The organism is Aquimarina sp. AWH4_224 (assembly GCF_056160245.1).
In genome coordinates this window covers 1-20,841 of the sequence record NZ_JBSWWU010000004.1, presented here as the reverse complement: position 1 = coordinate 20,841, position 20,841 = coordinate 1, and the positions used below count along the sequence as shown (strand labels likewise).

The 20,841-nt window shown below is 34.3% G+C and carries 28 protein-coding genes and 2 tRNA genes; 8 read left to right on the top strand and 22 right to left on the bottom strand.

Annotation, left to right across the window (positions count from 1 at the left end; all coding sequences use genetic code 11):
* Window positions 1-132: 132 nt before the first annotated feature.
* Window positions 133-1,302 carry an antirestriction protein gene (locus ACXAGJ_RS09000; RefSeq protein WP_474839071.1) on the bottom strand — a complete coding sequence of 390 codons (1,170 nt, stop codon included), beginning with the start codon at window positions 1,300-1,302 and terminating at the stop codon, window positions 133-135.
* 59 nt (window positions 1,303-1,361) lie between these two features.
* Window positions 1,362-2,261 (bottom strand): DNA adenine methylase, encoded by a 900-nt coding sequence (locus tag ACXAGJ_RS08995; protein WP_474839069.1) that lies wholly within the window; start codon window positions 2,259-2,261, stop codon window positions 1,362-1,364.
* Window positions 2,262-2,650: 389 nt separating this feature from the next.
* On the opposite strand from ACXAGJ_RS08995, the gene ACXAGJ_RS08990 reads away from it, so the two are divergent.
* The 7 genes from ACXAGJ_RS08990 to ACXAGJ_RS08960 all read left to right on the top strand — a co-directional run bounded on the left by ACXAGJ_RS08990 (window position 2,651) and on the right by ACXAGJ_RS08960 (window position 8,309).
* On the top strand, window positions 2,651-3,274 hold the full coding sequence (locus ACXAGJ_RS08990) for a hypothetical protein (protein WP_474839067.1): 624 nt from the start codon (window positions 2,651-2,653) through the stop codon (window positions 3,272-3,274).
* A 47-nt stretch (window positions 3,275-3,321) separates the two neighbouring features.
* Entirely contained in the window at window positions 3,322-4,383 is a 1,062-nt protein-coding gene (locus ACXAGJ_RS08985) for an XRE family transcriptional regulator (protein ID WP_474839065.1), read from the top strand.
* Between the two features lie 88 nt (window positions 4,384-4,471).
* The gene (locus ACXAGJ_RS08980) at window positions 4,472-6,070 is read left to right on the top strand and encodes an SEC-C metal-binding domain-containing protein (protein WP_474839063.1); all 1,599 of its coding nucleotides are present in this window, start codon (window positions 4,472-4,474) and stop codon (window positions 6,068-6,070) included.
* 149 nt (window positions 6,071-6,219) lie between these two features.
* Window positions 6,220-7,608 carry a hypothetical protein gene (locus ACXAGJ_RS08975; RefSeq protein ID WP_474839061.1) on the top strand — a complete coding sequence of 463 codons (1,389 nt, stop codon included), beginning with the start codon at window positions 6,220-6,222 and terminating at the stop codon, window positions 7,606-7,608.
* Window positions 7,608-7,680: transfer RNA gene (locus ACXAGJ_RS08970), tRNA-Lys, on the top strand. Before ACXAGJ_RS08975 ends, ACXAGJ_RS08970 begins: the two co-directional genes overlap by 1 nt.
* A gap of 3 nt (window positions 7,681-7,683) precedes the next feature.
* Window positions 7,684-7,756: transfer RNA gene (locus ACXAGJ_RS08965), tRNA-Lys, on the top strand.
* A gap of 52 nt (window positions 7,757-7,808) precedes the next feature.
* Window positions 7,809-8,309, top strand: a complete 501-nt coding sequence (locus ACXAGJ_RS08960; protein ID WP_474839059.1) for a hypothetical protein — start codon at window positions 7,809-7,811, stop codon at window positions 8,307-8,309.
* A 17-nt stretch (window positions 8,310-8,326) separates the two neighbouring features.
* Here the strand turns inward: ACXAGJ_RS08960 and ACXAGJ_RS08955 are convergent, their stop codons facing one another.
* The 17 genes from ACXAGJ_RS08955 to ACXAGJ_RS08875 form a co-directional block, all read right to left on the bottom strand.
* Window positions 8,327-8,557 (bottom strand): DUF4248 domain-containing protein, encoded by a 231-nt coding sequence (locus tag ACXAGJ_RS08955; RefSeq protein ID WP_474839057.1) that lies wholly within the window; start codon window positions 8,555-8,557, stop codon window positions 8,327-8,329.
* A gap of 4 nt (window positions 8,558-8,561) precedes the next feature.
* Entirely contained in the window at window positions 8,562-8,780 is a 219-nt protein-coding gene (locus ACXAGJ_RS08950) for a hypothetical protein (RefSeq protein WP_474839055.1), read from the bottom strand.
* A 20-nt stretch (window positions 8,781-8,800) separates the two neighbouring features.
* Entirely contained in the window at window positions 8,801-8,977 is a 177-nt protein-coding gene (locus tag ACXAGJ_RS08945; RefSeq protein ID WP_474839053.1) for a hypothetical protein, read from the bottom strand.
* Window positions 8,978-8,979: 2 nt separating this feature from the next.
* On the bottom strand, window positions 8,980-9,639 hold the full coding sequence (locus ACXAGJ_RS08940) for a hypothetical protein (RefSeq protein ID WP_474839051.1): 660 nt from the start codon (window positions 9,637-9,639) through the stop codon (window positions 8,980-8,982).
* 12 nt (window positions 9,640-9,651) lie between these two features.
* Window positions 9,652-10,650 carry a peptidoglycan-binding domain-containing protein gene (locus ACXAGJ_RS08935; protein WP_474839049.1) on the bottom strand — a complete coding sequence of 333 codons (999 nt, stop codon included), beginning with the start codon at window positions 10,648-10,650 and terminating at the stop codon, window positions 9,652-9,654.
* A 39-nt stretch (window positions 10,651-10,689) separates the two neighbouring features.
* Complete coding sequence (locus ACXAGJ_RS08930; protein ID WP_474839047.1) at window positions 10,690-11,118, bottom strand: hypothetical protein; 429 nt, start codon at window positions 11,116-11,118, stop codon at window positions 10,690-10,692.
* Entirely contained in the window at window positions 11,118-11,300 is a 183-nt protein-coding gene (locus ACXAGJ_RS08925; protein ID WP_474839045.1) for a hypothetical protein, read from the bottom strand. The genes ACXAGJ_RS08930 and ACXAGJ_RS08925 overlap by 1 nt, the downstream gene beginning before the upstream one ends.
* Before the next feature lie 3 nt (window positions 11,301-11,303).
* The gene (locus tag ACXAGJ_RS08920; protein WP_474839043.1) at window positions 11,304-12,119 is read right to left on the bottom strand and encodes a hypothetical protein; all 816 of its coding nucleotides are present in this window, start codon (window positions 12,117-12,119) and stop codon (window positions 11,304-11,306) included.
* Window positions 12,073-12,438: a hypothetical protein gene (locus ACXAGJ_RS08915; RefSeq protein ID WP_474839041.1), complete on the bottom strand. Its 366-nt coding sequence runs from the start codon at window positions 12,436-12,438 to the stop codon at window positions 12,073-12,075. Before ACXAGJ_RS08915 ends, ACXAGJ_RS08920 begins: the two co-directional genes overlap by 47 nt.
* Window positions 12,439-12,504: 66 nt before the next feature.
* Complete coding sequence (locus ACXAGJ_RS08910; protein ID WP_474839039.1) at window positions 12,505-12,783, bottom strand: hypothetical protein; 279 nt, start codon at window positions 12,781-12,783, stop codon at window positions 12,505-12,507.
* Window positions 12,784-12,796: 13 nt separating this feature from the next.
* Entirely contained in the window at window positions 12,797-13,318 is a 522-nt protein-coding gene (locus tag ACXAGJ_RS08905) for a hypothetical protein (RefSeq protein ID WP_474839037.1), read from the bottom strand.
* 21 nt (window positions 13,319-13,339) lie between these two features.
* Window positions 13,340-13,732 (bottom strand): hypothetical protein, encoded by a 393-nt coding sequence (locus tag ACXAGJ_RS08900; RefSeq protein ID WP_474839036.1) that lies wholly within the window; start codon window positions 13,730-13,732, stop codon window positions 13,340-13,342.
* A gap of 11 nt (window positions 13,733-13,743) precedes the next feature.
* Window positions 13,744-14,376, bottom strand: a complete 633-nt coding sequence (locus ACXAGJ_RS08895) for a hypothetical protein (protein WP_474839034.1) — start codon at window positions 14,374-14,376, stop codon at window positions 13,744-13,746.
* Between the two features lie 51 nt (window positions 14,377-14,427).
* Entirely contained in the window at window positions 14,428-15,027 is a 600-nt protein-coding gene (locus ACXAGJ_RS08890) for a hypothetical protein (RefSeq protein ID WP_474839032.1), read from the bottom strand.
* 134 nt (window positions 15,028-15,161) lie between these two features.
* The gene (locus ACXAGJ_RS08885; RefSeq protein WP_474839030.1) at window positions 15,162-16,424 is read right to left on the bottom strand and encodes a hypothetical protein; all 1,263 of its coding nucleotides are present in this window, start codon (window positions 16,422-16,424) and stop codon (window positions 15,162-15,164) included.
* Between the two features lie 29 nt (window positions 16,425-16,453).
* Window positions 16,454-17,329 carry a hypothetical protein gene (locus ACXAGJ_RS08880; protein ID WP_474839028.1) on the bottom strand — a complete coding sequence of 292 codons (876 nt, stop codon included), beginning with the start codon at window positions 17,327-17,329 and terminating at the stop codon, window positions 16,454-16,456.
* Window positions 17,329-17,790, bottom strand: a complete 462-nt coding sequence (locus tag ACXAGJ_RS08875; RefSeq protein WP_474839026.1) for an LEA/WHy family protein — start codon at window positions 17,788-17,790, stop codon at window positions 17,329-17,331. Before ACXAGJ_RS08875 ends, ACXAGJ_RS08880 begins: the two co-directional genes overlap by 1 nt.
* 199 nt (window positions 17,791-17,989) lie before the next feature.
* Here ACXAGJ_RS08875 and ACXAGJ_RS08870 point away from each other — a divergent pair, with 199 nt between their 5' ends.
* On the top strand, window positions 17,990-18,154 hold the full coding sequence (locus ACXAGJ_RS08870) for a hypothetical protein (RefSeq protein WP_474839024.1): 165 nt from the start codon (window positions 17,990-17,992) through the stop codon (window positions 18,152-18,154).
* On the opposite strand, the gene ACXAGJ_RS08865 is transcribed toward ACXAGJ_RS08870, so the two are convergent.
* The 3 genes from ACXAGJ_RS08865 to ACXAGJ_RS08855 all read right to left on the bottom strand — a co-directional run.
* Window positions 18,129-19,511, bottom strand: coding sequence for a hypothetical protein (locus ACXAGJ_RS08865; RefSeq protein ID WP_474839022.1), 1,383 nt, complete (start codon window positions 19,509-19,511; stop codon window positions 18,129-18,131). The genes ACXAGJ_RS08870 and ACXAGJ_RS08865 overlap by 26 nt on opposite strands.
* The gene (locus ACXAGJ_RS08860; protein ID WP_474839020.1) at window positions 19,496-20,131 is read right to left on the bottom strand and encodes a hypothetical protein; all 636 of its coding nucleotides are present in this window, start codon (window positions 20,129-20,131) and stop codon (window positions 19,496-19,498) included. The genes ACXAGJ_RS08865 and ACXAGJ_RS08860 overlap by 16 nt, the downstream gene beginning before the upstream one ends.
* Before the next feature lie 18 nt (window positions 20,132-20,149).
* Window positions 20,150-20,841 (bottom strand): RNA 2'-phosphotransferase (locus tag ACXAGJ_RS08855; RefSeq protein WP_474839018.1); only part of this gene is annotated, 692 nt, incomplete at its 5' end.

The window sequence follows — 20,841 nt, the reverse complement described above, 5'->3', positions numbered from 1 at the left end:
CACAATGCATAACATTTTATGTGTTTTTTTATATTACCACCTTTCTTTCCTATTAAATATTTATACTTTGAACACATAAAATTCATTATGACGGGATTGTACTTTTAAGCCCTTCACCTACTTAAACCAGTATTATTTTTGAGTATAAACATTGTATTTAATCCCTGTAATTCCATACCGATTCTTAGTAGTTACCGCATAATTATTCTCAAAAGTATCATCAACCTTAACCACTTCAATATTGACCCCGGCATCAAAAAGTGGAGCTGTACCCCCTCGTATGGTTTTCTGGGTAGTTCGTTGGAAGATAACTATAAAAATAGTGTTAGGATGTTGTTTTCGTAGTCTATCAAAATCTTGTGAGGGCAATCCTGTTTTGTTCCAACTATCAATAATAATTACATCAAAATCTTTTGCTGCTTTTGAGATCGTATTATAGCCTTCAGGAATTTGATCTGAAATAAAGATGTTGTTTTGATTATTTGGTTGAAGGTATTCTTCTTTCATACGGGTAATCAGATCAGACTTACTACTTATCTCTAGAGAAAAGATGGCTATTCGATTCCCAATCTCAGCAAAGCCATCTGCCAACTGGTAAGCAAACCTGGTTTTCCCTCCCCCTTGATCACCTTCTATGGTTATGGCTAATTCAAATTTCTCTAGATCCCCTAAAAGTTCTCCAAGAGCTCCATTGAGTCTAAACGTATTTTTTGATTTTGCCATGTGCTGTGCATTGATTGGCAAGAATAAATTTAAAGACCTATTCTTTTCTTGATCACCTTCCAACCCATTAATAGTATTATCAAGTTTGGAAGGATCTTTAAGAATGCTCCTTAACTGTCGTAACCATTTTCTGTTGATAACAATCCTAACTTGTTCTTTTAAAATTAGATTGTTATGCTGTTTAATGAGTTTTTCTTGTATTAAGGTAAGGTGATCTGCTACTTGGGAATCCTTGGTAATTTGTTTCTCTAAAATTGCTTTTTGGAGATCAAAAATATAGTGTTTCAATTCCTCTCGAGATATAATTTTTCTATGCATCTCCAGGAACCGTTTTATAAACTCTAATTCAATCAATGAAACCTCTCCCAAAATATTTTCATTCCTCTTTCTAGATAAATGCGTATTTAATCTATCAAGATATAAGTTAATAGTTTCCTTTACTAATGGTTCAATATGATAAAATTCTTTTGCATCCAAAAGAAATTGATGGCCTTCTTGCAAAGTTTTAGGAAGACTAGTAATGGTAGTAGAATTGACTTGCTTTTGATAGTTCTCGAAAGAGATAATTTCTTTTTTCATAAAACAATACTAGAAAGCTCAGGTCTATCGGTTTCTAGTTACCTCCTTTTTGTTCCTGATTATTTATGATTCAATAGTCTAAATTTTAAAGCCTTGGAGTGTAATCGAATATTTTCTGTATTGACAATCCCAGAAAGATTATTAATTTTCCTTTTGATATTATAGTTGGCAGTAATCACTTCAGTCTTCTTTTTATCCGTTTGTTTTGTGACTGCTACCTTCTTTTCTAAGGAATATTGAAACCAGTTGTTTCTACTTTTATATTCACTTAAAATGTTGGATGGATAACTACTCAACAGAAATTTCCCTCTGATCTTACTTAGAAGTTCTAATAGGTCCCTAAAATCATTTTCTGTATACCCTCCATAATGCCCCATATCTGAATTAAAATAAGGAGGATCCACATAAAAGAAGCTATCTTTTGTATCTCTGCTTTGAATCACTTTTAAGGCATCATTACATTCGATATCTACCAAATCCAAACGATCGCAAATTGCTTTAGTGAATGCTTGTTTTTTATTAAAAATAGCTTTGGAAACTCCATTAGTTTTCCGCTCAAAAGCATAACCACCAAATATCCTTGCAGAAAAACTCATATTGGTTTGTACCCAGAATGCCCAAGCTCTCTTTATATTATCTTTTTCCTTTCCATTTTTAAGTATCCTTGCAGCTTCTGAATGTAACTTCCTGCTATGCGGTGTGGCTTGGATCAGTTTATTTAGTTTAGAAAATTCTTGTATGCATATTTGATAAAAATTAACCACATCACCATTTAAATCGTTAATAACTTCTACAGAACTTCGCTCCTTCGCAAAGAATACTGCACCACCACCTACAAAAGGTTCACAATACAAATTGTGATCTGGAATTAATGAGATTATTAATTTGGACATGGTTTGTTTACCTCCATAATATGTGATCGGGGTTTTGATTGGCCTGTCTAATGGAGATCCTATCATTTTTGCTAGATTTCAGCAATGATAAAAAACTAAGCACTAGCAATTTCCTGATCATTCCTGATTGACGATTATCATCAAAAAAAGACCAAAGCTTACAAGACGTTGTTTTTATTATTTTACTTTCTCAAATATAAAGTCCTTTGGATAACTATACTTCTTAATATTTGGATATACAATCACTTCATTAACATAACTTTGCTAATTTAACACAACGAATAAAGCTCGTAATACTTAATGCATACAATTTTTATAAAAAATTATATAATAAATTATACAATTTAAATTATTTTTTATATATTTGTAGATTAAAAAATATCTCTGCGCTAACAGAGATATGGAAAATCGGTTGCATCCGATTATTGTATAATTTAAAAAGGTAGTTTGTAATTATGAATACAAAGATACAAAAAAAAACCGAAAATCCGTCATATAAAAGACGGTTAGCCTCATTGAAAGGTTGTAAAAATGATTTAAAGAATGAACTTTTACTGATGTTTTCAGCGTTTTACAGTGCTCTGAAAAAATATCAAGAAGAGGTTGTTCAAACGCCTCCAGAGGCAAGAGCTAGAGGATTTGAAGCGTCGCTTTTAAATTCCAAAATGATTCAAAGTATCCAAGAATACTTTCCAAAAAATTGGAAATTTGGCAAATACAAGCGTTTCACTCTACGTATTAATGGATATATAATCCTTTTTAAGAAGTTTAATCAAAAAGGGTTGCCAATGAATATTAAAACCAAATCTGTAAATGCTATCTCTCAGCAACTATCAATTCCGCTGTTTGATGACACCACTTTTGTGGCAGAGCCAATCTTATTTTTTGGTTACAGTAAAGACAAAATAGGAAGAATAATAAATCCTAAACTTGTCTATATCGATGAAGACCAGGTAAAATGGGAAATTAATAGAGATAATATCTCAACCACCAAAACAATTTCTATTCCAAAAGAGGAAAAAGTCGCCATTCCGAAACTACGGCCGGAAGTTGTTAAAAAAAATGTTTCAAATAAATAATTAGAATTGGATGCAACCTATTTTTATCAAACAAATAAAATGAAGAAATGGAAATTAATTATAAGCAGTTAATCTTTGCGCGTGAATATAGGAAGTATTCGCAAACTGATTTAGCTTCTAATATTAAAGGACTATCTCAATCAAATTTATCAAAATTTGAAAAGGGCTTAGGTACTCTTTCCGAAGAAATCATTCAAAAAATAATTTCATTTTTAGATTTTCCTGAAAAGTTTTTTAATAAGAAGATTTCTAACAGAGTTGAAAACGCGCATTACAGAAAAAAATCAGCAATTACTAAAGCTATTAGATTAGATATTGAGTATAGCACCAAAGTAATAGGATTTATAATTGACCAGATGACAAGTTCCCTTGAATGGCCTGATTTCAATCTTAAACCAATAGATGTGGAAGATGGTTTTTCTCCAAAAACGATAGCAAAATATACAAGAAAACAAATTGGTTTGCTAATTGATGAACCTGTTAAAAATATCTTTAACCTACTAGAAAGTAACGGTATAATCGTCGTAGAATTTGACACAACAAACAAATTCGATGGAGTTTCTTTTCTTACTGATAAAGGAAATCCTGTAATTGTCATTAACGGAAATTTCAGCAACGATAGGAAAAGGTTCACTATTGCTCACGAATTAGGTCATATAATAATGCATATTGCAGGGAATTTTATTATACCAGAATATAGAAATGTTGAAAACGAAGCAAATGATTTTGCTTCAGAGTTTTTAATGCCTGGAGAACATATAAAGTCATCCTTGAGAAATTTAAAACTTTCAGATCTTGCAGAGTTGAAAATGTATTGGTTGACTTCAATGGCATCTATAATTAGAAGTGCCAAAGATAATGGAAGTATTTCTATTGACAGATACAGATATTTAAACATTGAATTAAGTAGAAAATGGGGCAGAAAAAATGAACCAATAAAAGTATTTATTGATGAACCTAAGCTTTTTAAAACCGCTTACAAAATGCATAAGAATGATTTAGAATATTCGGATGCCGAATTAGCAGAAGCTTTTGGTTTGCCCTTAGATGTAATCAAGAGGTTTTGTAACTTTTCAAAAGGAAATTCAAAACTTAGAGTTCTGATATAAAAACTAGAGATAATATTGTACGTGAAATTATAGCATCCTTCGGGATGCTATGCTTCATACACTTAACGTTGCCATACATTTAATAAGAATGCGAGATGAAAAAGAAATTATTACTAAACTAAATGAGTTTTCATCTCATTCTGATTTTCTAAAAGTCTTACTTTATTTAGTTGGAGAAAACCTTAATTGTTATACAGATCAATTAACAAACCGAGATTTTAGGGCTCTTTTAAACGAAAATGAAATAACCTTTTTATTTGGGCTTTGGCTAAAAAACGGCCATAAAAAAATATTTACCAAAGAACACTTTAAGACTAGGGCAAAAAGAGTTCATCAATTAATGGATGAATATCATCTAACTTTTTTGAAACATTTTCCTAATCCTAGAGAATATGAAAATTATCATTTGGCATTTAGGACAACTCCTGAATGTGTTAGAGAAACAGTCTTTTATGCACCTTCTGGTGCATACGACTATCAATTCATGAATTTTTTAGAAACCAAATATTCGAATGATAGAAAATGGTTATTGAATAATAAAAACTTCAACATTACGGATGCCAAAAAACTTTATGTCAGTTTAAAATCAATCATAAATCTCAAACTAAATGTAAAGGATTTCGGAGATAATTTTGCCGAACTCTACACTTTTAATTTCAATAATTACATTTTCAAGAAGAATCCAAATTTTATTAAAATATTAGATGCTCTATCATTTGAACAAACTGAAATCCTAAATCAAAATTTTAACGGAATTGGAGATTTAAACCAATTCAAAATTCGACCAGTAATCAAGACACAGAATAGCTATATTATTCCGTTGCCATATACGTTAGCCGAAGCAATTTACGACAGCCCCTTCTATTGGATGATAGAAGATAAAAAATATCGAAGTCAAGCTCTAGAAAATAGAGGAAATATTGCAGAATTAATTGTAGCAGAATTGCTGTCAAGAAAAATTAATCAGAAATTCATTCATTCAGAAGTCGAAGTAAAAGAAGTAAAGGCAAAGACTATAACTGATATTGATGTTTGTGTTGTAAAAGGTAATAAAATGTTGATTTTCCAGGTTAAATCAAAAAGATTAAGTCAACTATCTAAGAACGGCAATATCGAAACGTTCGAAAAAGATTTTAAACTTGCAGTTCAAGACGCATACAATCAAGCTATATTACCTTATGAACTAATTTTAGATGACAAGTGTTACTTTCAATATAAAATTAATGGGGAAAAGATCGAATTTCAAAAAATAGATGAAATTTATTCAGCTTCTATAGTGTTGGATAGTTATCCTTCAATTACAGCTCACACTAGGTTGTTTTTTCATAAAGAAGAAGTAACTCCGATTACAATGAGCATTTTTGACCTTGAAATTATAATGGAATACATACACAATTTTGAAACTTTATTCGATTATTTTAAAAAACGTACCCTTAATTCAAAATACTTTGTCGCTGAAAGTGAATTGGGGTTTTTTAGTGGTTATCTAAGAACAAAACTTCAAAAAAGATCCGACTCGGATCTTGTGGCATTTGATGCTGATTTTGCTCAAAAATTTGATCTAGATTATTATAGACCATTAATGCAAAAATATGAAATGAATTTTCCAGAAACCATTAAAAATATCGGTAGAAACGATTACTGTTTTTGTGGAAGTGGAATTAAATTCAAAAAATGTTGTGGATAAAAAACCTATAGCAACAATTTGTCTATTATATGTACTTCTTTAGGGAAGCAAACGGGACATACAAGAAACGTTGTAGTAAATTAAACAAACTACGCAAAAAGACTACGCACTTAGCTGATAAACTTACATAAGATTTAAAATCTTATTAAATGAAAGCATTAGAAGAACTACATAAAACTCTAAAACAAAGGAAACGTCCGGAGGATGTAGCTCAAATAATTTTTGAAGTTTTAGAAGATGACCTCTCTTCTTCAGAAAAAGACATTTTGAGAAAGGCGACTAAAGGTTCACTGAAAAAGACTCTTTTTGGATATACATCAATGATGCAAGAATTTGCAACAGCCGTGGGCGCAAAAAAGCAAATTGAAAAGACAATCGAAATCTTTAAATTAAATGACAAAGAATCTATTGATTACGATAGTATAGATGATATTAAAAAGTTTGTTGAAGAAGTTTCTCCCCTAATTAACAAAATAGTTGGTGCAAATAACTTTCTTACTGATAGATTAAATAAGGAACAGCGAAAAGAAAAAGGTCTTGATTTAAGCAAAAGGAGCTATAATAAGAAATGGAGGCTATTGAAACGATTAGAAAAAAAGCTTATCAAGTATAGTAGAGAAATTAAGAAAATTGAATTTCAAAAAGTTGGAAAGCACGGACTATCTCATACCATAGATTATGATGAATTTCAAAAAGATCTCAATTCTGCATGTTTTATAGCATATTTTAATTCAAGATGTAACCTTAGAAGTGTATTTACAAATACAAGTCAGGAAAGAGCTTTTGATGAAATCTCTGAAATGCTACTAAATCGTTGTAAAGGAATAAAGTCAAGTTCTGTTTTAGGGATATTCAAAAAAGAAACAAAACAAGAATCGAGTGTTTTGACTAATTGGTGGGCTATTTCGCATATTTATACCAGCCAAGAAGTTTTAAGTAAACTTTCTGATGAGCAAAAAGGAAAATTATTAGGGAAGTGGACAAGTATGCTTCAGGATATCTCTTATTTCCTAGGAGAAATATGGAAAAAAAGCGATATTAATAGGCAGACAATGATTGTGAAAAGAGGTAATGATTCAACAACGTGGAATAATACTGCTGGAGCTTGGAATAAAGCCAGAGACAATTGGATGAATCTTATTTATTCACTTGGTATGGAATATATACTCGATGAAATTTGTTTTGGAAAAGTATTAAGATTAATGGCTGCAGATGTCTTTGCTTGGCATCATTCAACTGGTGGTAAACTTGACCCAAATACAGATGTATGGAATAAATTACCATTACCTTGGCAAGTATTTCAAGGCTATGAAAATTGTAATAAAGAACTAGTTATAAAATATTGTAAAAATGCCGGAATAGATCCAGAAAAATCAGGATGGATATCACCAAGAATGCACGGAGTTGTAGAATTTAAACCTACTCCCGAACTTGTACACGGTGTAATAGTTTCAAATCCTTATTTAGCAACTATTCTTAAAAAACATAAATATTTTTCTGGAAAAGAAGCAGAAACATTTTTCCCAGAAAGAAATTAGATAGGTTAGTTCAGTGGTAGAACGTTCGGCTCTTCACCCGAATGGACGCAGGTTCGAGCCCTGCACCTATCTAAGTCTGATATAGCTCAGTGGTAGAGCGTCCGGCTCTTTAACCGGATGGACGTAGGTTCGAGCCCTACTATCAGACCGAAAAACAACCGGCTGCAATTAGGTATATGAAGCGATGCGTGTAATCTAAAATGAAAAAAGAATCAAAATATAATGATTTAATTCAATGGCATAATGCTATTGAATCCTTTGATTACAATCTAACAATAGATTGGGCTTTAGAGTTAATGAATAAAGGAATTATTTCGGATAATGTTCTTATGTTAGCCTCATTTTCTAAACCTGTAGAAAGCTACGAAATTAAACCTTATGTTTCAGCTGTATTAAGTGACTTGAATCTTGAAGAAAAGTACGGTGTATTTTCAACAATAGCTAAGGCGCATTTCCACCTGAACGAAATTCTGATTAATAGTTCATTAAGAAAAAACTTAAATGAACTTTATAAACTATATAATCGGATTGACCATGAACATGGATTAACAGTTTTTTATCTTATTTACCATGCTTGGGCACAACTTGAATATGAAGAAGAAAATTACTATTATCCAGAAGCTGATTTAAGCAACATTGAACAAATTCTTAAGGAACAAGCTAAACTATGGATCGATGAATACGTAAATTGTAATAGTTAAGACTTAACCATTACAAATCAAGGCTCACCCAAACGCTCAAACAAAAAACGCACCACTTCTGGTCTAAGAAGTTTGGTGCTTTTTTTATACCCATATTGTCTTAACTCTTCTATGTATATATGCATCCAGGATGCAAAAGTTTTTGTACATACATTATATAAAGCCGCCAATTCATATTTGTAGTAGGCCTTAATTTTTACTGGTTGTTCGCCCTCAAAATAGGTAGTATTTGTTTTTGTTACACTCATACTATCATCTTTTAATATTGTATTTTCTGTAAATACCACTGGCAACCTTTTTAGCCTCTGAAATTGTAGTATAGATCCCATAAATTCTCTTAGGTTGCAACCCTCCTCTGAATTGTAAATACAGATCATGTATAGAAGTAGGTCTATTACTAAATACATCTACTTTTTCAGCATGCTTTACAGGTTTGTATACGACATATAGTTTCTTAAGATTGATTTTCATTGTTTTCGTTTTTGGTATTATTATAGCCCTAGTTGATCTTCTTCTACTAATTCTTCTCCCAAACAATTTCCAATAAACCCTCCAATCAAAATAAAGGGATAGGTTTCTTTTGGAGAGTATCTTTTAGCAATGATAAATCCCAGCATACTTCCTATAAGGGCCAGTCCGGCTTTCTTTGTCGTTTTTGATAACCTCATTGTTAGTTTAATCGATTAATAAGTAGCATTGCTCCTCCAGCTAATAAGGATCCCCAAGCAATCTTTTGTAATCGCCTTCTTCTCTCATCCCTAAAATCTACAAGAGTTAGTGTAAACGAGTTCCCGTATCGTTTTTGATGTTCTTTAGTAATCCCTATGAAGCGGTCAAAATCTTTTGCATTTGCAAAAACCAAACAGCCTGCAGAGAATCCATCAATTACCTTGGTTGTTCCTTGTTTTCTAGCTCTATGTATATTGATACCAAATCTACCTGTGTGTTGAGTTCCACTTTCAAACCATTTAAATAATCCTTTTCGATTATAGTTTCTTACAATATTTACTGGTTTTGTTTGTACTAATGCTTGATATACTCCTCTGTGTAATCCCAAGCTATGAGAGTCGATATATTGTCCTTTCTTTAAAAATGCCGTTCCTTGCGGATGCATAGGATTTTCTAACCAATATTGTCCAGGATCTGTAGTTGCTTTAAATATATGATAAACCCACTTCCCTTTGTCTGTTGTATAAAACACATGGATCTCATCATCAAATGTATTACTTCGGACCTTACGACTTCTATACCCTACGATGTTTAATCGATAAGGTTCATGGTAAACCTTGTATTGTTTGCTTTTTAGTATTTGTAAACTTTTGGTCAACATCCATTTTTAAATCTATACTGTACTTAAATTCTGTGTTGGAGCAAAAACGGTTTCTCCAGATTGTGTAAGTATTCGTGTTACTCCATCCCTCATCCCTGTAATATATCCAACCACAGTCTTTGGTAACACCTCCGGAACAATAAAAGTTCCATCCTCAGATCGAAGTATAGTAGGCGTATTAGCTACTGCTAAATTCCATTCGTATGCTATCTGATCATCAACATCCATAAAATCTTCAACTCCACCTAAGGAGGGTATAAACCAAATTCCTCGACTGTTTTGTTTTAATCCCATTCGTCTAAACTCGGCACGGATTTTCACCTTCTCTAGTTCCTTTCTTACAAATGCTACACTTAAAAGCGCATTAACTAATGAGCTAACTCTTACTCCCAAGATTCTAATGTTTTGAAAAAAGTTGCTGACCTGGCTATACTGTTTTGTGGTACCGATTTTCTTTAACCCACCTAGAACTCCAAACAAATTTCGAGTATTGGCTGCTGCAATAATATCATTAGCTATCATTCCAGGATTAAAGGCCGAACCATCTTTGCTATTGCCTACCAATGACCTAAATATCGTTTGTGTGATTACTGAAGGGAATCCAGCGGCTCGTAACGCACGCTCCGTCCCTCTGCCAAATATACCATCAGGTTGTCCAGCTTTTAGACTGGTTTCTTTAATGATCAAAGCCGCTTGCCCTCCTTTACCTAACAATGCTTTTTGTAGTAATTGTACCAAAGATCCTCTGCTTCCTTTTCGTAATGGAAAATCTCCGGAAGGTGCAACTGGTAATATAGGTGTGGTAACAATATCTCTAGGTTTGGGCACTGCTATAGGTTCTTCTATTCCTCTTTGCCTGGCAGCTTTATTTCTAAAAAACTGAAAGGCTAAATACCCTCCACCGAGCAAGGCTGCAATACCTAAACCATACATTACATATTTCTTTGGAGGTTTATTCTCTGAATCTCTTTTAGGCTTAGGTTTTGATTTGGAAATTGTTCTTCTTTTCATCTATAAGTTTTTTTAAAGTTTAAAAGAAATTGCTCTTGCTTACCGCTTTGAGTTGATGATATCCAGGGCAATAGCATATTCTTGACTAGTCAGTTCATTTTTTAAATCTGCCGATAGGTTTTGATTGTATAAGTCTTTATATGCTCTTAATACTTTTCGCATCATAGAAGCAGATGGTATCTGCTCCAGCGCTATGTATACAGCTTCCTCATCTGTTCCCCATCCAAAAGCATTATCATTCTCAAAGGCCATCTTCAATCGGGTGGCATAGCTAGAAGGATTCCCATCATTCAATGCTTGTCGCTCTCTATGGTTTCTTTTTAGCTTTCGAACCAGCGATCGTACACCGAAGAACATTCCAAGTCCCAAACCTGTGGCTAAAAGGACTGTCGTCACTTTGGAATTGAAATTTATTTGTGGCTTTCTTTGAATTCCTCCCTTTGCCAATGCCACCAATGGTGCTGCCATTATCGTTTATTGATTTTCATTTTAACCAGATTTCTAATAAAGGCATCACTTAAAAAAAGCTGCTCCATTTTGATAATCCCTCTAGCTTTAAAATGTCTGTTCATGGTCTCAAAAGCCTTTCTGACTTGATGCGCTTCTGTCTTATCTTTTACCTCTATGGTTATGGTTATTGGTGTTCTCATATTCTATTCTTGATTGTTTCTTTTTTCTTTAAGTTGATCCATATAGTAACTTATCTTTTGTACGAGCTGTTGATCTTCTTCCATCTGCTCTCCTAACTTCATCATTAGCTGCACTACTTGTACAAACTGCTCTTCGGTAAATATTTCGCTCAAGTGATTTAATACTTCAAGCAGATAATCTTGATCTTGATCAGTATTTTCATTGGCTTCTTTAAGGCCCAAACTCCCTAGTGTGGTTGCTATACCTTTCATTTGTTGAGGATATTGTTTGGCTAATCCAGATATCGCACCAGGAAGCAGGGCCTTACCTAATTCTACTAAACCTAATTTCTTGACCAAAGCTTCTATCTCCTCCTGTTTAGTCTCAGTTTCTTTTCGCGATTTTTTTAGCTCCTCTTCTAACTTTTCTATTTGCTCTTCCTGTTTTGATGTAGTGGTTTTTAATGCTTCAAAGTCTCGTTTCATTAATTCCTCCTGCAGCATCGCATGTACCTTATGGTTTACTCCACTTAAGGTCTGCTGATTGTTCTCTGAGATCTCCTCTAGTTTGTTTTTTAAACTCTGGTTTTCAAGAACCAAACGCTGTATAGTGAGCTTGTCTTCAACCATAGTATTTTGAGCTATTTTTTCCTGAGCCACAGGAAGTGTCTTTATCGCTGGTTCTTCTTTTGAACCTTTCAACACTTCTAGTTTTCCCTGGGCCTGATCCAGTTTATACTTTACAAAGGCGCTTTCACTGCTTATACCCAATTGATACATCTCTTGGTATTGCTCATCTGTTAACCTCACCGATCCCGGTTTTTTCTTGCGTACTTCCATCTTCTTCCTTTTTAAGAATTACCTGTAAAAACCGAATCTTTCTTTGATACTTTCGGGTATTGATAATTTCTATTCGATCCGCATGCTCATGGGTGTTTTCTACAATCCCCTGGGTGTACCAATTGGTGTATCTCCCATAAGGAGATTTTACAATAAGTCCCCAGGAGATGTAGGTGACCAACCAAATCTCATTATACCCCTGAAACTTTAAAGCTCCATTAGGTGGAATAACAAATTCTCTATATACGATTCGATAATTCTCATATCCTCGTTCTTTTGCTCTTCTATCGGCATATGTAACTGCAAATTCTTCTCTCATTGACATCGTCAATTTTGACATCTCACTCAAATGGGTAAGATGTCGTATTATTATTTCAAATGGCCACTATGTGGCCTCTTCTATTAGTAGCCATACGGTAACTTCATAAGGATAGCTGGCTTGACCATTATCTTCAAAAGTGGCAGTGATATAATCTATATTTTCAGACTCATCTACCGGAGTAAGCCGGTATTGTTCTGGTAATTTTTCAAGCTTGGAAAACGTATTTGCCATTGTAGTTAGCTCCTCTTTCTCACTATTGGCAAAACTATCACTCACATGTAACTGATCTTCATGATAAAACAATCCTCTTGGTTGTCGTAATTGTAAGGTTCCTAATACCATTGTTCTTTCTTATTTAAGATTCAGGAAAAAAGGATAGAAATATAGTTCCCGATGCTGTTACTGGTCTACTCCATAAGGCATAGTATTCCGGCAGACATTGTCCTGGGTGATGTATCTCTAATTGCTTTGGGTTTTCTAAAGGGCGAAACCCTTGTGGACCTAACTGATAAGGATTTCTATCTAGCAAAGGGTGTACAAAATACCACCACTTACCTTCAGTGTTTTCAATTCGTATATCTGGAGGATATGGGCTATCATACGTATTTCCTGAATCAGTGGTTAAAAACTGATCATCTATCATCTCAGTATCAGAGATACCAAAATAATAAGTGGGTGGATACGGTGTTTCATTGCAAGGTTCTGCTTTACTTATAGTCAATAGCCCTACAAGCGTATTGAAAGTAAAAGGAAGTTTGGCAGTTGCGTTAACATATTGATTTTCCCTTGTTATTTGAAATCGTATAGGCACAAACTTCCTGCGCACAATAACAGAACTACTGCCCTCTTTATTGTATAACCTACTAAAACATTTCATATTAGCCTTTTATTATTCGTTCTAAATATGTTCATCAATAAGCAGCACCAAAGTCACCCTATATCCATCTTCAAAAGGAGCTTGCGTATGATCTTTATCTTCAAATCGAACCTTTACTAGTAGATCTCCCGGCAATACTTCTCCCAAGTCAAAGAACCGTTCTCTTGGAGCAACGCTTACAGAGGCCATCAGAATCTTACTATCAAATCCATCTGGAAAAAGTTCTTCTCCTCCAATCTCAATACGTTGACTCCCTCTGTAATACAACTTATCTGGCCTGTCCGAGAGCAACTGTATTCCCTTTACTATTTTCGTATGTTTAGGAAGCTCCAGATTATCTACCGATACTAGTTTATTTGCTTCTTTTACTGTAAAGGGAAAAGCAATACGGGTTTCTTTTACTTTTTGCTCCATTACCTCTTGAATTATGCAGGAATAGTTACGGTGCCCGCTAGTACTACTTTAAGCAAGGTTTTCTCTGGAGCATCTTCTCCCAATTCAATATTGAATTCAAATTCTTCATCATCTCGAATGAATCTTGGACTCTCCAGATAATACGTTCCTAAATTGGTCATCTGGTTGTTGTCTGTGATAAACTCCTGCATAGGGCGCTCATCGATAATTGTTTTCTTATTGGCTACAAGAGAGAATACACCATTCTGTAATCCTGCTACTTTCTTGATACTATCAAAGTCTGTTTGCTTCATTAATTTTTTAAGCTGCAGATCACTATCAGGAAGATCTCCTTCTATCTCTGCTCCCAAAAGAATGATCCGATTACACAAAAACAAGCGATCCTTTTGTAGTTTGGATTGAGTGACATTAGTAATACCGATCTCTTTGGCATCCTGGGTTTCGAACATGTCGATATTTGCTCTGTTACCCGCAAATTTGATCGAGTAATAGGCAGCATCTGCCAATTGTAACCGCCCTTCTTTGATATCCGTAGCAACTTTTACCATTGCCGGATCAAATTTCTTAGCTTGATCTCTAAGCGAAATATGTGCATTTACAATTTCTAGAAATTGACTTCTAGAGCTTTTTATCATGGGTTTCATAGTCTATTATGTTTGTTAAGAATTATTAGTTTGATTGAAATGATTCGTCTCTTATGCAATAGCGTTGAGTTCTCTGATATCTTCAGCCCCATCAAGGGCATCGATATCGATATTTCCAAAATCTTCGCTTGCCATATCTCCATCTACTCCTTCAATGACATTTTGGATATCAGCAGTAGGTAGAGGATCTCCAGCTTCAATACGCTGGATGATATCATCAACTTCTGAAGTATCAAAATCACCTTCGTCTACCACTTCAGAACCCATAAAAACCAAAGGTCTATCTTCTAGATTCCCAAGGGAGAGTTTTTGTGCTAGTGATGGAGATAACTTATCCAGATATAACTTCTTACCAATGGCTTTAAGCGAAGTCACAGCTCTATCTTTTGCTTCTTCTAAATCATCTTTAACTCCATCTATACCTTGGGTGGTTTGAGGATCACCTGACTTTGCCATTCCCGAAAATGCCATAGTAGCTCCTGCAGTTACGATCCAATCTTTTTGATAGTAGGCTCCCCCAAAAATGGTCAGCGCACCAAGAATGAGGGAATGCCTTCCTACATAAGATCCGGATACCATGCCTAATACCCCGGAACTTAAATGCTTGCCTACATCAAGTAGACTATCTTTTACGTTTGTTTTTGTCTTCATAATAATTTAATCTTTAGTTCACGCTTACGCTACAGAGTAGCTTTACTTTTGAATGTGTTTAGTTAGGGAGATTTTGAATTGGAATTAGCCGAGCATTAGTATTCTAAAAATCAAAATCATAACAGAGCCTTGGTTTACAGCAGTGCTTTTGGCACTAGTTTCTCCGAGGCTTTTTGTTGTACTCTTTTCTTTCTCTTAATCGAATGTCCTTTGGTGAATCTTCCTAAAGAATCCCTTCCTGTGTTTCTCTTTTTAGGAGTTCCTGATACTGGTTTTGAGCGTTTTGGTTTGTTTGATTTTACAGCAATTGCTATTGCGGATCCAGCTACCAAAACTCCAGCTCCTACTAGTAGTGCAGTTTTATTCTTTGCAAAAAATCCTCTTTTACCTTCAGTATTATTTGTTTTGGTTAAGGATTGATTTTGAGAGATTGTCTGCACTCGCGGTATTGTTCTTCTTGAAAAAGGAGAAGGGCGTATCACAGAACCAGAAGGAATAGATCTAGGTACCCCGTTGCGAATAGGTGTTCTTGAAGGAAGTCTTGGTAGCGATCTTGGTTTACGAAATAAGGTTTGTGCTTGTCGTCTAATCTCATTAGCCTGATCTTTTACCTTATTTGCCTGACCAAAGATGTTTCCAATCTTGTTTAATATAGTGGCCACACTTGCTACTGCTCCACTAGCTGTAGCCATAGCAGTTCCGGTGGCTACTGCACCTAATCCATCAATTGCTACTTCATTATTTAGAAAAGCTTCAAAAGTATCCAGATCAGATTCTACTACAAATTTCTCAAATGGATCATTAAAGATTTCAGGTTCGCTATCAATAGTCCCTAAGCTAAAACCACTAAGAGGTACCTTTCTGTCTTTATTCCCTTTACCTTTTAAAATTGCTTTTCTAAGGTTTCTACCTCTACCACCCGCCAAACGATAGATCTTTTCTGCCTTGGCTATGGCCTTTTTTAATTTTCGATGTTTACCAATATCAATGCCCATTTTCTTTGCTTGGGCTTCACTAAGGTATCCAAAGCGCAATCGACTCGCTACTTTCATCATATCCGCTTTCATCGCCAACAAAAATCCATTTCGCAATAGAATAGTGGCAGGGTTCAAAAAACGATTAAAGGTTCGAACTACAGGCTTGACTACTTTTTTACCTACATTCTTTACAAATTTTTTAAGTCCTCTTCCTATCTTTCTAAAAAAGCCATTCAAACCATCAATCACATAGATATTTTCTTCAGCATCAGCATACAGCACTACATTACCTTCTTCATCCAAAATTTCATAAGCGATCTCAGGGGGTTCTTCAATGCTACCCATAAAAGATGTAGTATCCTCTATTTCCATATGATCTATGCCTGTGGCATCTAATCCATCTAATCGGTGTAATTCCATAATTGTTTCATTTTTCTAATCCTTAAAGATCAGTTCTTAACTCTGGTTCTTGATGTTTGTCTTTTGGTTAATAATCGTATCACTCCTATCCCTAGTCCTACAGAAATTCCTGCTTTGATCAAAAAATCCAAGAGATCAAAACCTTCTTTATCTGTTCCTGAATCCATCATTTTTCCAGTTTCCAATCGAAAAGGAGATACCGATCTTCCTGTTTTTGTAGCTTTTGAGATAGGTGTTGGGGTAGTCTTGGAAGTACAATAAACATAAGGGAAAATCTTGGGCCTAATGATTTGATGTAAAGGGATCCTGGGTTGCTCCAGAGCATCTAAACTAATGTCAATTGTATCCACACCACTTAAACCAGAAGTGTTAATCTCAATATCTTTTTTTTGTGAATAAGGGACTTCATGATCAAAGCGATCTGTAACACAATCCATAATAATTGGTTTACCCTTTGTAAACACTACTGGATATACATGTTGAAAATGAGATTTCCCTCCATATTTGGTAATTCGGATCTTAAATGGAATATCCAAGTTCATCAAAATGCTTCCGATAAACACGGTATAGCAATCACAATCCACACCCGTTTTTCGATCTGCCCAGGTTCGAGAGGGTCTACGCACTTGCTCTATCCCTCTTTTATCCATTTTGTATTGGATATGCTGATATACAAAATACCAGATATTTTTACAGGTATTGAACAGCGAAGTACTTCGCAATTTGTGAGCTAGTAACCTGGTGTCCGACAGCGTTTCTACAATCATCCGCTTCATAAGCTCAAGAGTATCTTTAAGCTCTGCCTTTCCTGGTCCTTTGATCACGGTATCTTGTCGAATGCTCTTTGGAATTAAAGCTTCGTATTGCTTACCGGGATGAATATGTCTTGACTGCTGCGCCTGCATTATAATTGAACTATGATGTTATCTGTCTTTTCATAAGGGAGTCCATTTACTCGGGTAGTAACCTGGGTCTGTATGGGTAGCTCCACCGGATTTCCTGTTCGGATATCACTGGCAATTTTAGTCCCGAGAATTTGGATCAACGTCAACCATCCAGCAGATTTAATATTTAGGTCAAATCGCTTTTCACTGTTATCTTCCAGTTTGATGACTCGATTCTCGATGGTAGAAGTGCCCAACACTTTATCTTTGAATAAAATCTTTACAAAAGGATGTTGAATTCTCAAATTCACAGGATTTGGATTTTGTAACTGTACCTCTGCTTTTAATTCGATACCCGTTAGGTTGACCTTATGGATCTTTACCCGTATCCTGGATGTAATATTGGTACTTGCCCTTTGTAAACGGGACAAATACCTAATCGAGAAAAAAGCGGCCAATCCTCCGGCAATCCATTTGAACATGATCTACTGATTTTTAATCAAAGGAAAGCGATCAATCTATAGGTAACAAATGGGATTGTACAAGCCTGTTTTGGTTATGGTTTATTACAGAAACTATGGTAGTTTAGTGAGGTCTCTGAGCTATGTTTATATCCTAAGTATATACTTGGTTCTTTGATCTGAAAAAGACCTATATAACCTTAAATACAAAACAATGGAAATGAGATTTTGGAGCAAAGCTGAACTTGCTCAACAGTTTGGAATTAGTCGTGAAACACTGCGATTAAAATTAAAGGAAATTAAAGGATTGGATACAGGACGTAGGCAGTTATTATATCCTTATGAGGTAAGGATGGTTTTTAAGGCGTTTGGGGTTGAGGAGTAATTTCCAAGGTTTGGTAATTAAACTCATAACAGTCGTTGGCAACAGTACTATCAGGCACGAATCCAAATTCAACTTCGAAAGTGTTTTTCGGAACTTTTTCAAAAGGGATCTTTAGAAATTGATCCTGTGTGTCCTCCATGTTATACTGAAAAGCATGATTGTGTAATCTCAAAAAATTGTACTTAATATCGATTTTGTCCCTAGAAGGAATATTCTGAACCAAAACTAAGGTGCCATTTTTTGTAAAGATTGGTCCTCTAAAAAAGACATATTGATTTTCATAACCATAAACCAAACAATCCTCACCCTCTTTAGTTTGTGTTAAATCTCTATGTTTATAATCTATATCTGAATGCTGAAACTTTTTTAACCAATATTCATCCGTATTTATGACATTAAATGAGTCCATGAAATTATTTACAATCCTAACATACTTAAAATTTTCCTGGTATTCCGAAGGATAGCTCGCTACTAGCTTATATAAATAATCTTTCGAATACAACCAAGTATTCTTTTCCAAAATGTTATAACTAGTATCTTCGACCGTTGCGAATATCTTTATATCATCGTTGACATTAATTTTCTCAAATGACTTCAATTCAACATCATTATCCTCATAATACTCCTTGATGCTTTGTTCTATGTCATCGAATTCAGGAATCAGATATTGAAATGAAGTCAAAGACAACTCCATATCATATTTTTGCAATTCAAAATTTCTATAGCTACTCTCATTAATTGAATCCATACCATTTTGAAATTCAGGTTTTTGTGAAAAATATACCTGAGCACCTGAATAATAATCAGTTATAACACCTGTCTGATCTGAATATTGTTGTAATAAAGAATCAATTTTATACTCCCAAATCACTTGATTCACCCTAGAAATACTATGATCAGAATCTTGATCATATTGATCTTGCATTTCTTGCTCCTCAATCTTAAATAAAGAAAGCTGATCTTCATAAAACTGATAATCTTCGCCGGGATTCTCTTTAATAAAAGCATTCATTTTTCTTGCATAAACTTCTGCAATATTGAAATGGTATTGTTCATGATTTAATAAATCATCAGAGTCCTCATCTTGATCCTTTTTCCAAGATCTTTGATTATTTTGAGCCGCATATGCTCTAAACGTATTATTCAATGAATCCTGTTCTAAATATATGTCACTAAAAATGGCAGCGTCAAAATCTGTAAATGGGCTTGTAATTCCATTAAAGTCATTCCATTCCAAATTGCCCCATCTCTTATAAGTAGGAGTCTTGTAAAAGTTATTCTCGATCAGAGCAATACTCATTAACAATAAAATCGAGAAAACCGATATGATTATTTTGATCTTTAGAGTATTTCCCATCGTATGAATTTAAAAAATCGTCTTAACACCCCAATTAATAGCTCGGAAAAAGAAATAAAAATAATGAAGCCTAATAAATTCCAAACGTTATGTCCTCCGATAAATGAAATAAAACTCAAATCTACTAAAGAGTAAAACAAACTTTTTATCACAATAAAAAAAGCTAAAACCAATAAGCTATGAAGCACTCTACCCAAATAATTATTTGATCTATTGTGGTCCATTCGATAAATAACGTGGTTAACGGTAAAAACAAATAAGAATATTAGAAGGTTAATCCAAACTTCCAAACCGTCAAAATAGTCTTCACTTTTGAAAAATGCAAAACCTTCTTGCAAGGCAGTCCATAAAACAGCTGAAGAAAATGCAGTTAGTACATCCTTGCTGTTAAAAGTTCTCAAAAAAGGTTTCAGGTCAAAATGAGATATCTTTGCATCTTCTTCATGTAATTCTTCTGTTAAGGGTTCAGCAACTATCTCAATATTGATCCCTTTGCGCATCTCGAGTATGATATCAGCAGCCTGTACAGCATCTTTATTATAACTATCTGAATTTTCCAGAATGAAGTACAATTCTTCATCTGTTTTATTTTTAAATTTATCTTTAAAATGCTCCACCATTTTATTTAGAGATAATGTTTAGTTATACCAATCCTCTTGATCAAATATTAATCTTTTATTGACCCACTCTTTAAAACTTTGATATATTTCAATTCTTGGCCATCCATCTTTTTCTTTTTTACCACTCCATGTAAGATGAACCACATAATACTCACTATTTTTTAAGTTTTTGAATAAGCAATCATCGTTAGAACCATGTCTTGCAACCAGCTCAAGTTTATTGGTCTTGTTTGAAAGTGAATGTGTTAAACCTATTTCTTTCTTTAATTCTTTCAAAACGGTTTCTTTGGTGTCCTGATCAATATCAAAATCCCAAGGTTCAAACGATAGGTTGGAAGCAGGAATATCCCTGGTCAGCCATACGTTCTCTTCAGTTTTATAAAACTCCCACCCTTTATCTATAAGTTTTGGAGTATCTATCTCAATAATGACCGGCTTACCATATCGCTGCCCAACTTCCTTTGCCAAATACATATCCTCAGACAAATGCACATATTGTCTTTGCATAGACTTTAGACCTACTTCCAGGATTGCTTCCAGATTCTTGACACTGGTACCATGATATAAAACCTGAGGTGGAATAGTAGACACCAATTCCTGACATATGGAAATTGAATGCCCATGAGTAGCTTTTATTTTGTTTCCTGTAAGATCAATTTTCCATCTTACTTTATCAAAACTTTCAGATAGGCTTACTAAACCAGCTTTAT

Coding starts and splice junctions, on each gene's coding strand:
- ACXAGJ_RS08895 (WP_474839034.1), bottom strand. CDS start 14,376: ATGAAACCCATGATAAAAAGCTCTAGAAGTCAATTTCTAGAAATTGTA.
- ACXAGJ_RS08900 (WP_474839036.1), bottom strand. CDS start 13,732: ATGGAGCAAAAAGTAAAAGAAACCCGTATTGCTTTTCCCTTTACAGTA.
- ACXAGJ_RS08950 (WP_474839055.1), bottom strand. CDS start 8,780: ATGAAAATCAATCTTAAGAAACTATATGTCGTATACAAACCTGTAAAG.
- ACXAGJ_RS08990 (WP_474839067.1), top strand. CDS start 2,651: ATGAATACAAAGATACAAAAAAAAACCGAAAATCCGTCATATAAAAGA.
- ACXAGJ_RS08975 (WP_474839061.1), top strand. CDS start 6,220: ATGAAAGCATTAGAAGAACTACATAAAACTCTAAAACAAAGGAAACGT.
- ACXAGJ_RS08905 (WP_474839037.1), bottom strand. CDS start 13,318: ATGAAATGTTTTAGTAGGTTATACAATAAAGAGGGCAGTAGTTCTGTT.
- ACXAGJ_RS08955 (WP_474839057.1), bottom strand. CDS start 8,557: ATGAGTGTAACAAAAACAAATACTACCTATTTTGAGGGCGAACAACCA.
- ACXAGJ_RS09000 (WP_474839071.1), bottom strand. CDS start 1,302: ATGAAAAAAGAAATTATCTCTTTCGAGAACTATCAAAAGCAAGTCAAT.
- ACXAGJ_RS08875 (WP_474839026.1), bottom strand. CDS start 17,790: ATGTTCAAATGGATTGCCGGAGGATTGGCCGCTTTTTTCTCGATTAGG.
- ACXAGJ_RS08945 (WP_474839053.1), bottom strand. CDS start 8,977: ATGAGGTTATCAAAAACGACAAAGAAAGCCGGACTGGCCCTTATAGGA.
- ACXAGJ_RS08885 (WP_474839030.1), bottom strand. CDS start 16,424: ATGGAATTACACCGATTAGATGGATTAGATGCCACAGGCATAGATCAT.
- ACXAGJ_RS08960 (WP_474839059.1), top strand. CDS start 7,809: ATGAAAAAAGAATCAAAATATAATGATTTAATTCAATGGCATAATGCT.
- ACXAGJ_RS08980 (WP_474839063.1), top strand. CDS start 4,472: ATGCGAGATGAAAAAGAAATTATTACTAAACTAAATGAGTTTTCATCT.
- ACXAGJ_RS08995 (WP_474839069.1), bottom strand. CDS start 2,261: ATGATAGGATCTCCATTAGACAGGCCAATCAAAACCCCGATCACATAT.
- ACXAGJ_RS08860 (WP_474839020.1), bottom strand. CDS start 20,131: ATGGTGGAGCATTTTAAAGATAAATTTAAAAATAAAACAGATGAAGAA.
- ACXAGJ_RS08985 (WP_474839065.1), top strand. CDS start 3,322: ATGGAAATTAATTATAAGCAGTTAATCTTTGCGCGTGAATATAGGAAG.
- ACXAGJ_RS08890 (WP_474839032.1), bottom strand. CDS start 15,027: ATGAAGACAAAAACAAACGTAAAAGATAGTCTACTTGATGTAGGCAAG.
- ACXAGJ_RS08880 (WP_474839028.1), bottom strand. CDS start 17,329: ATGCAGGCGCAGCAGTCAAGACATATTCATCCCGGTAAGCAATACGAA.
- ACXAGJ_RS08935 (WP_474839049.1), bottom strand. CDS start 10,650: ATGAAAAGAAGAACAATTTCCAAATCAAAACCTAAGCCTAAAAGAGAT.
- ACXAGJ_RS08940 (WP_474839051.1), bottom strand. CDS start 9,639: ATGTTGACCAAAAGTTTACAAATACTAAAAAGCAAACAATACAAGGTT.
- ACXAGJ_RS08930 (WP_474839047.1), bottom strand. CDS start 11,118: ATGGCAGCACCATTGGTGGCATTGGCAAAGGGAGGAATTCAAAGAAAG.
- ACXAGJ_RS08925 (WP_474839045.1), bottom strand. CDS start 11,300: ATGAGAACACCAATAACCATAACCATAGAGGTAAAAGATAAGACAGAA.
- ACXAGJ_RS08915 (WP_474839041.1), bottom strand. CDS start 12,438: ATGAGAGAAGAATTTGCAGTTACATATGCCGATAGAAGAGCAAAAGAA.
- ACXAGJ_RS08870 (WP_474839024.1), top strand. CDS start 17,990: ATGAGATTTTGGAGCAAAGCTGAACTTGCTCAACAGTTTGGAATTAGT.
- ACXAGJ_RS08865 (WP_474839022.1), bottom strand. CDS start 19,511: ATGGGAAATACTCTAAAGATCAAAATAATCATATCGGTTTTCTCGATT.
- ACXAGJ_RS08910 (WP_474839039.1), bottom strand. CDS start 12,783: ATGGTATTAGGAACCTTACAATTACGACAACCAAGAGGATTGTTTTAT.
- ACXAGJ_RS08920 (WP_474839043.1), bottom strand. CDS start 12,119: ATGGAAGTACGCAAGAAAAAACCGGGATCGGTGAGGTTAACAGATGAG.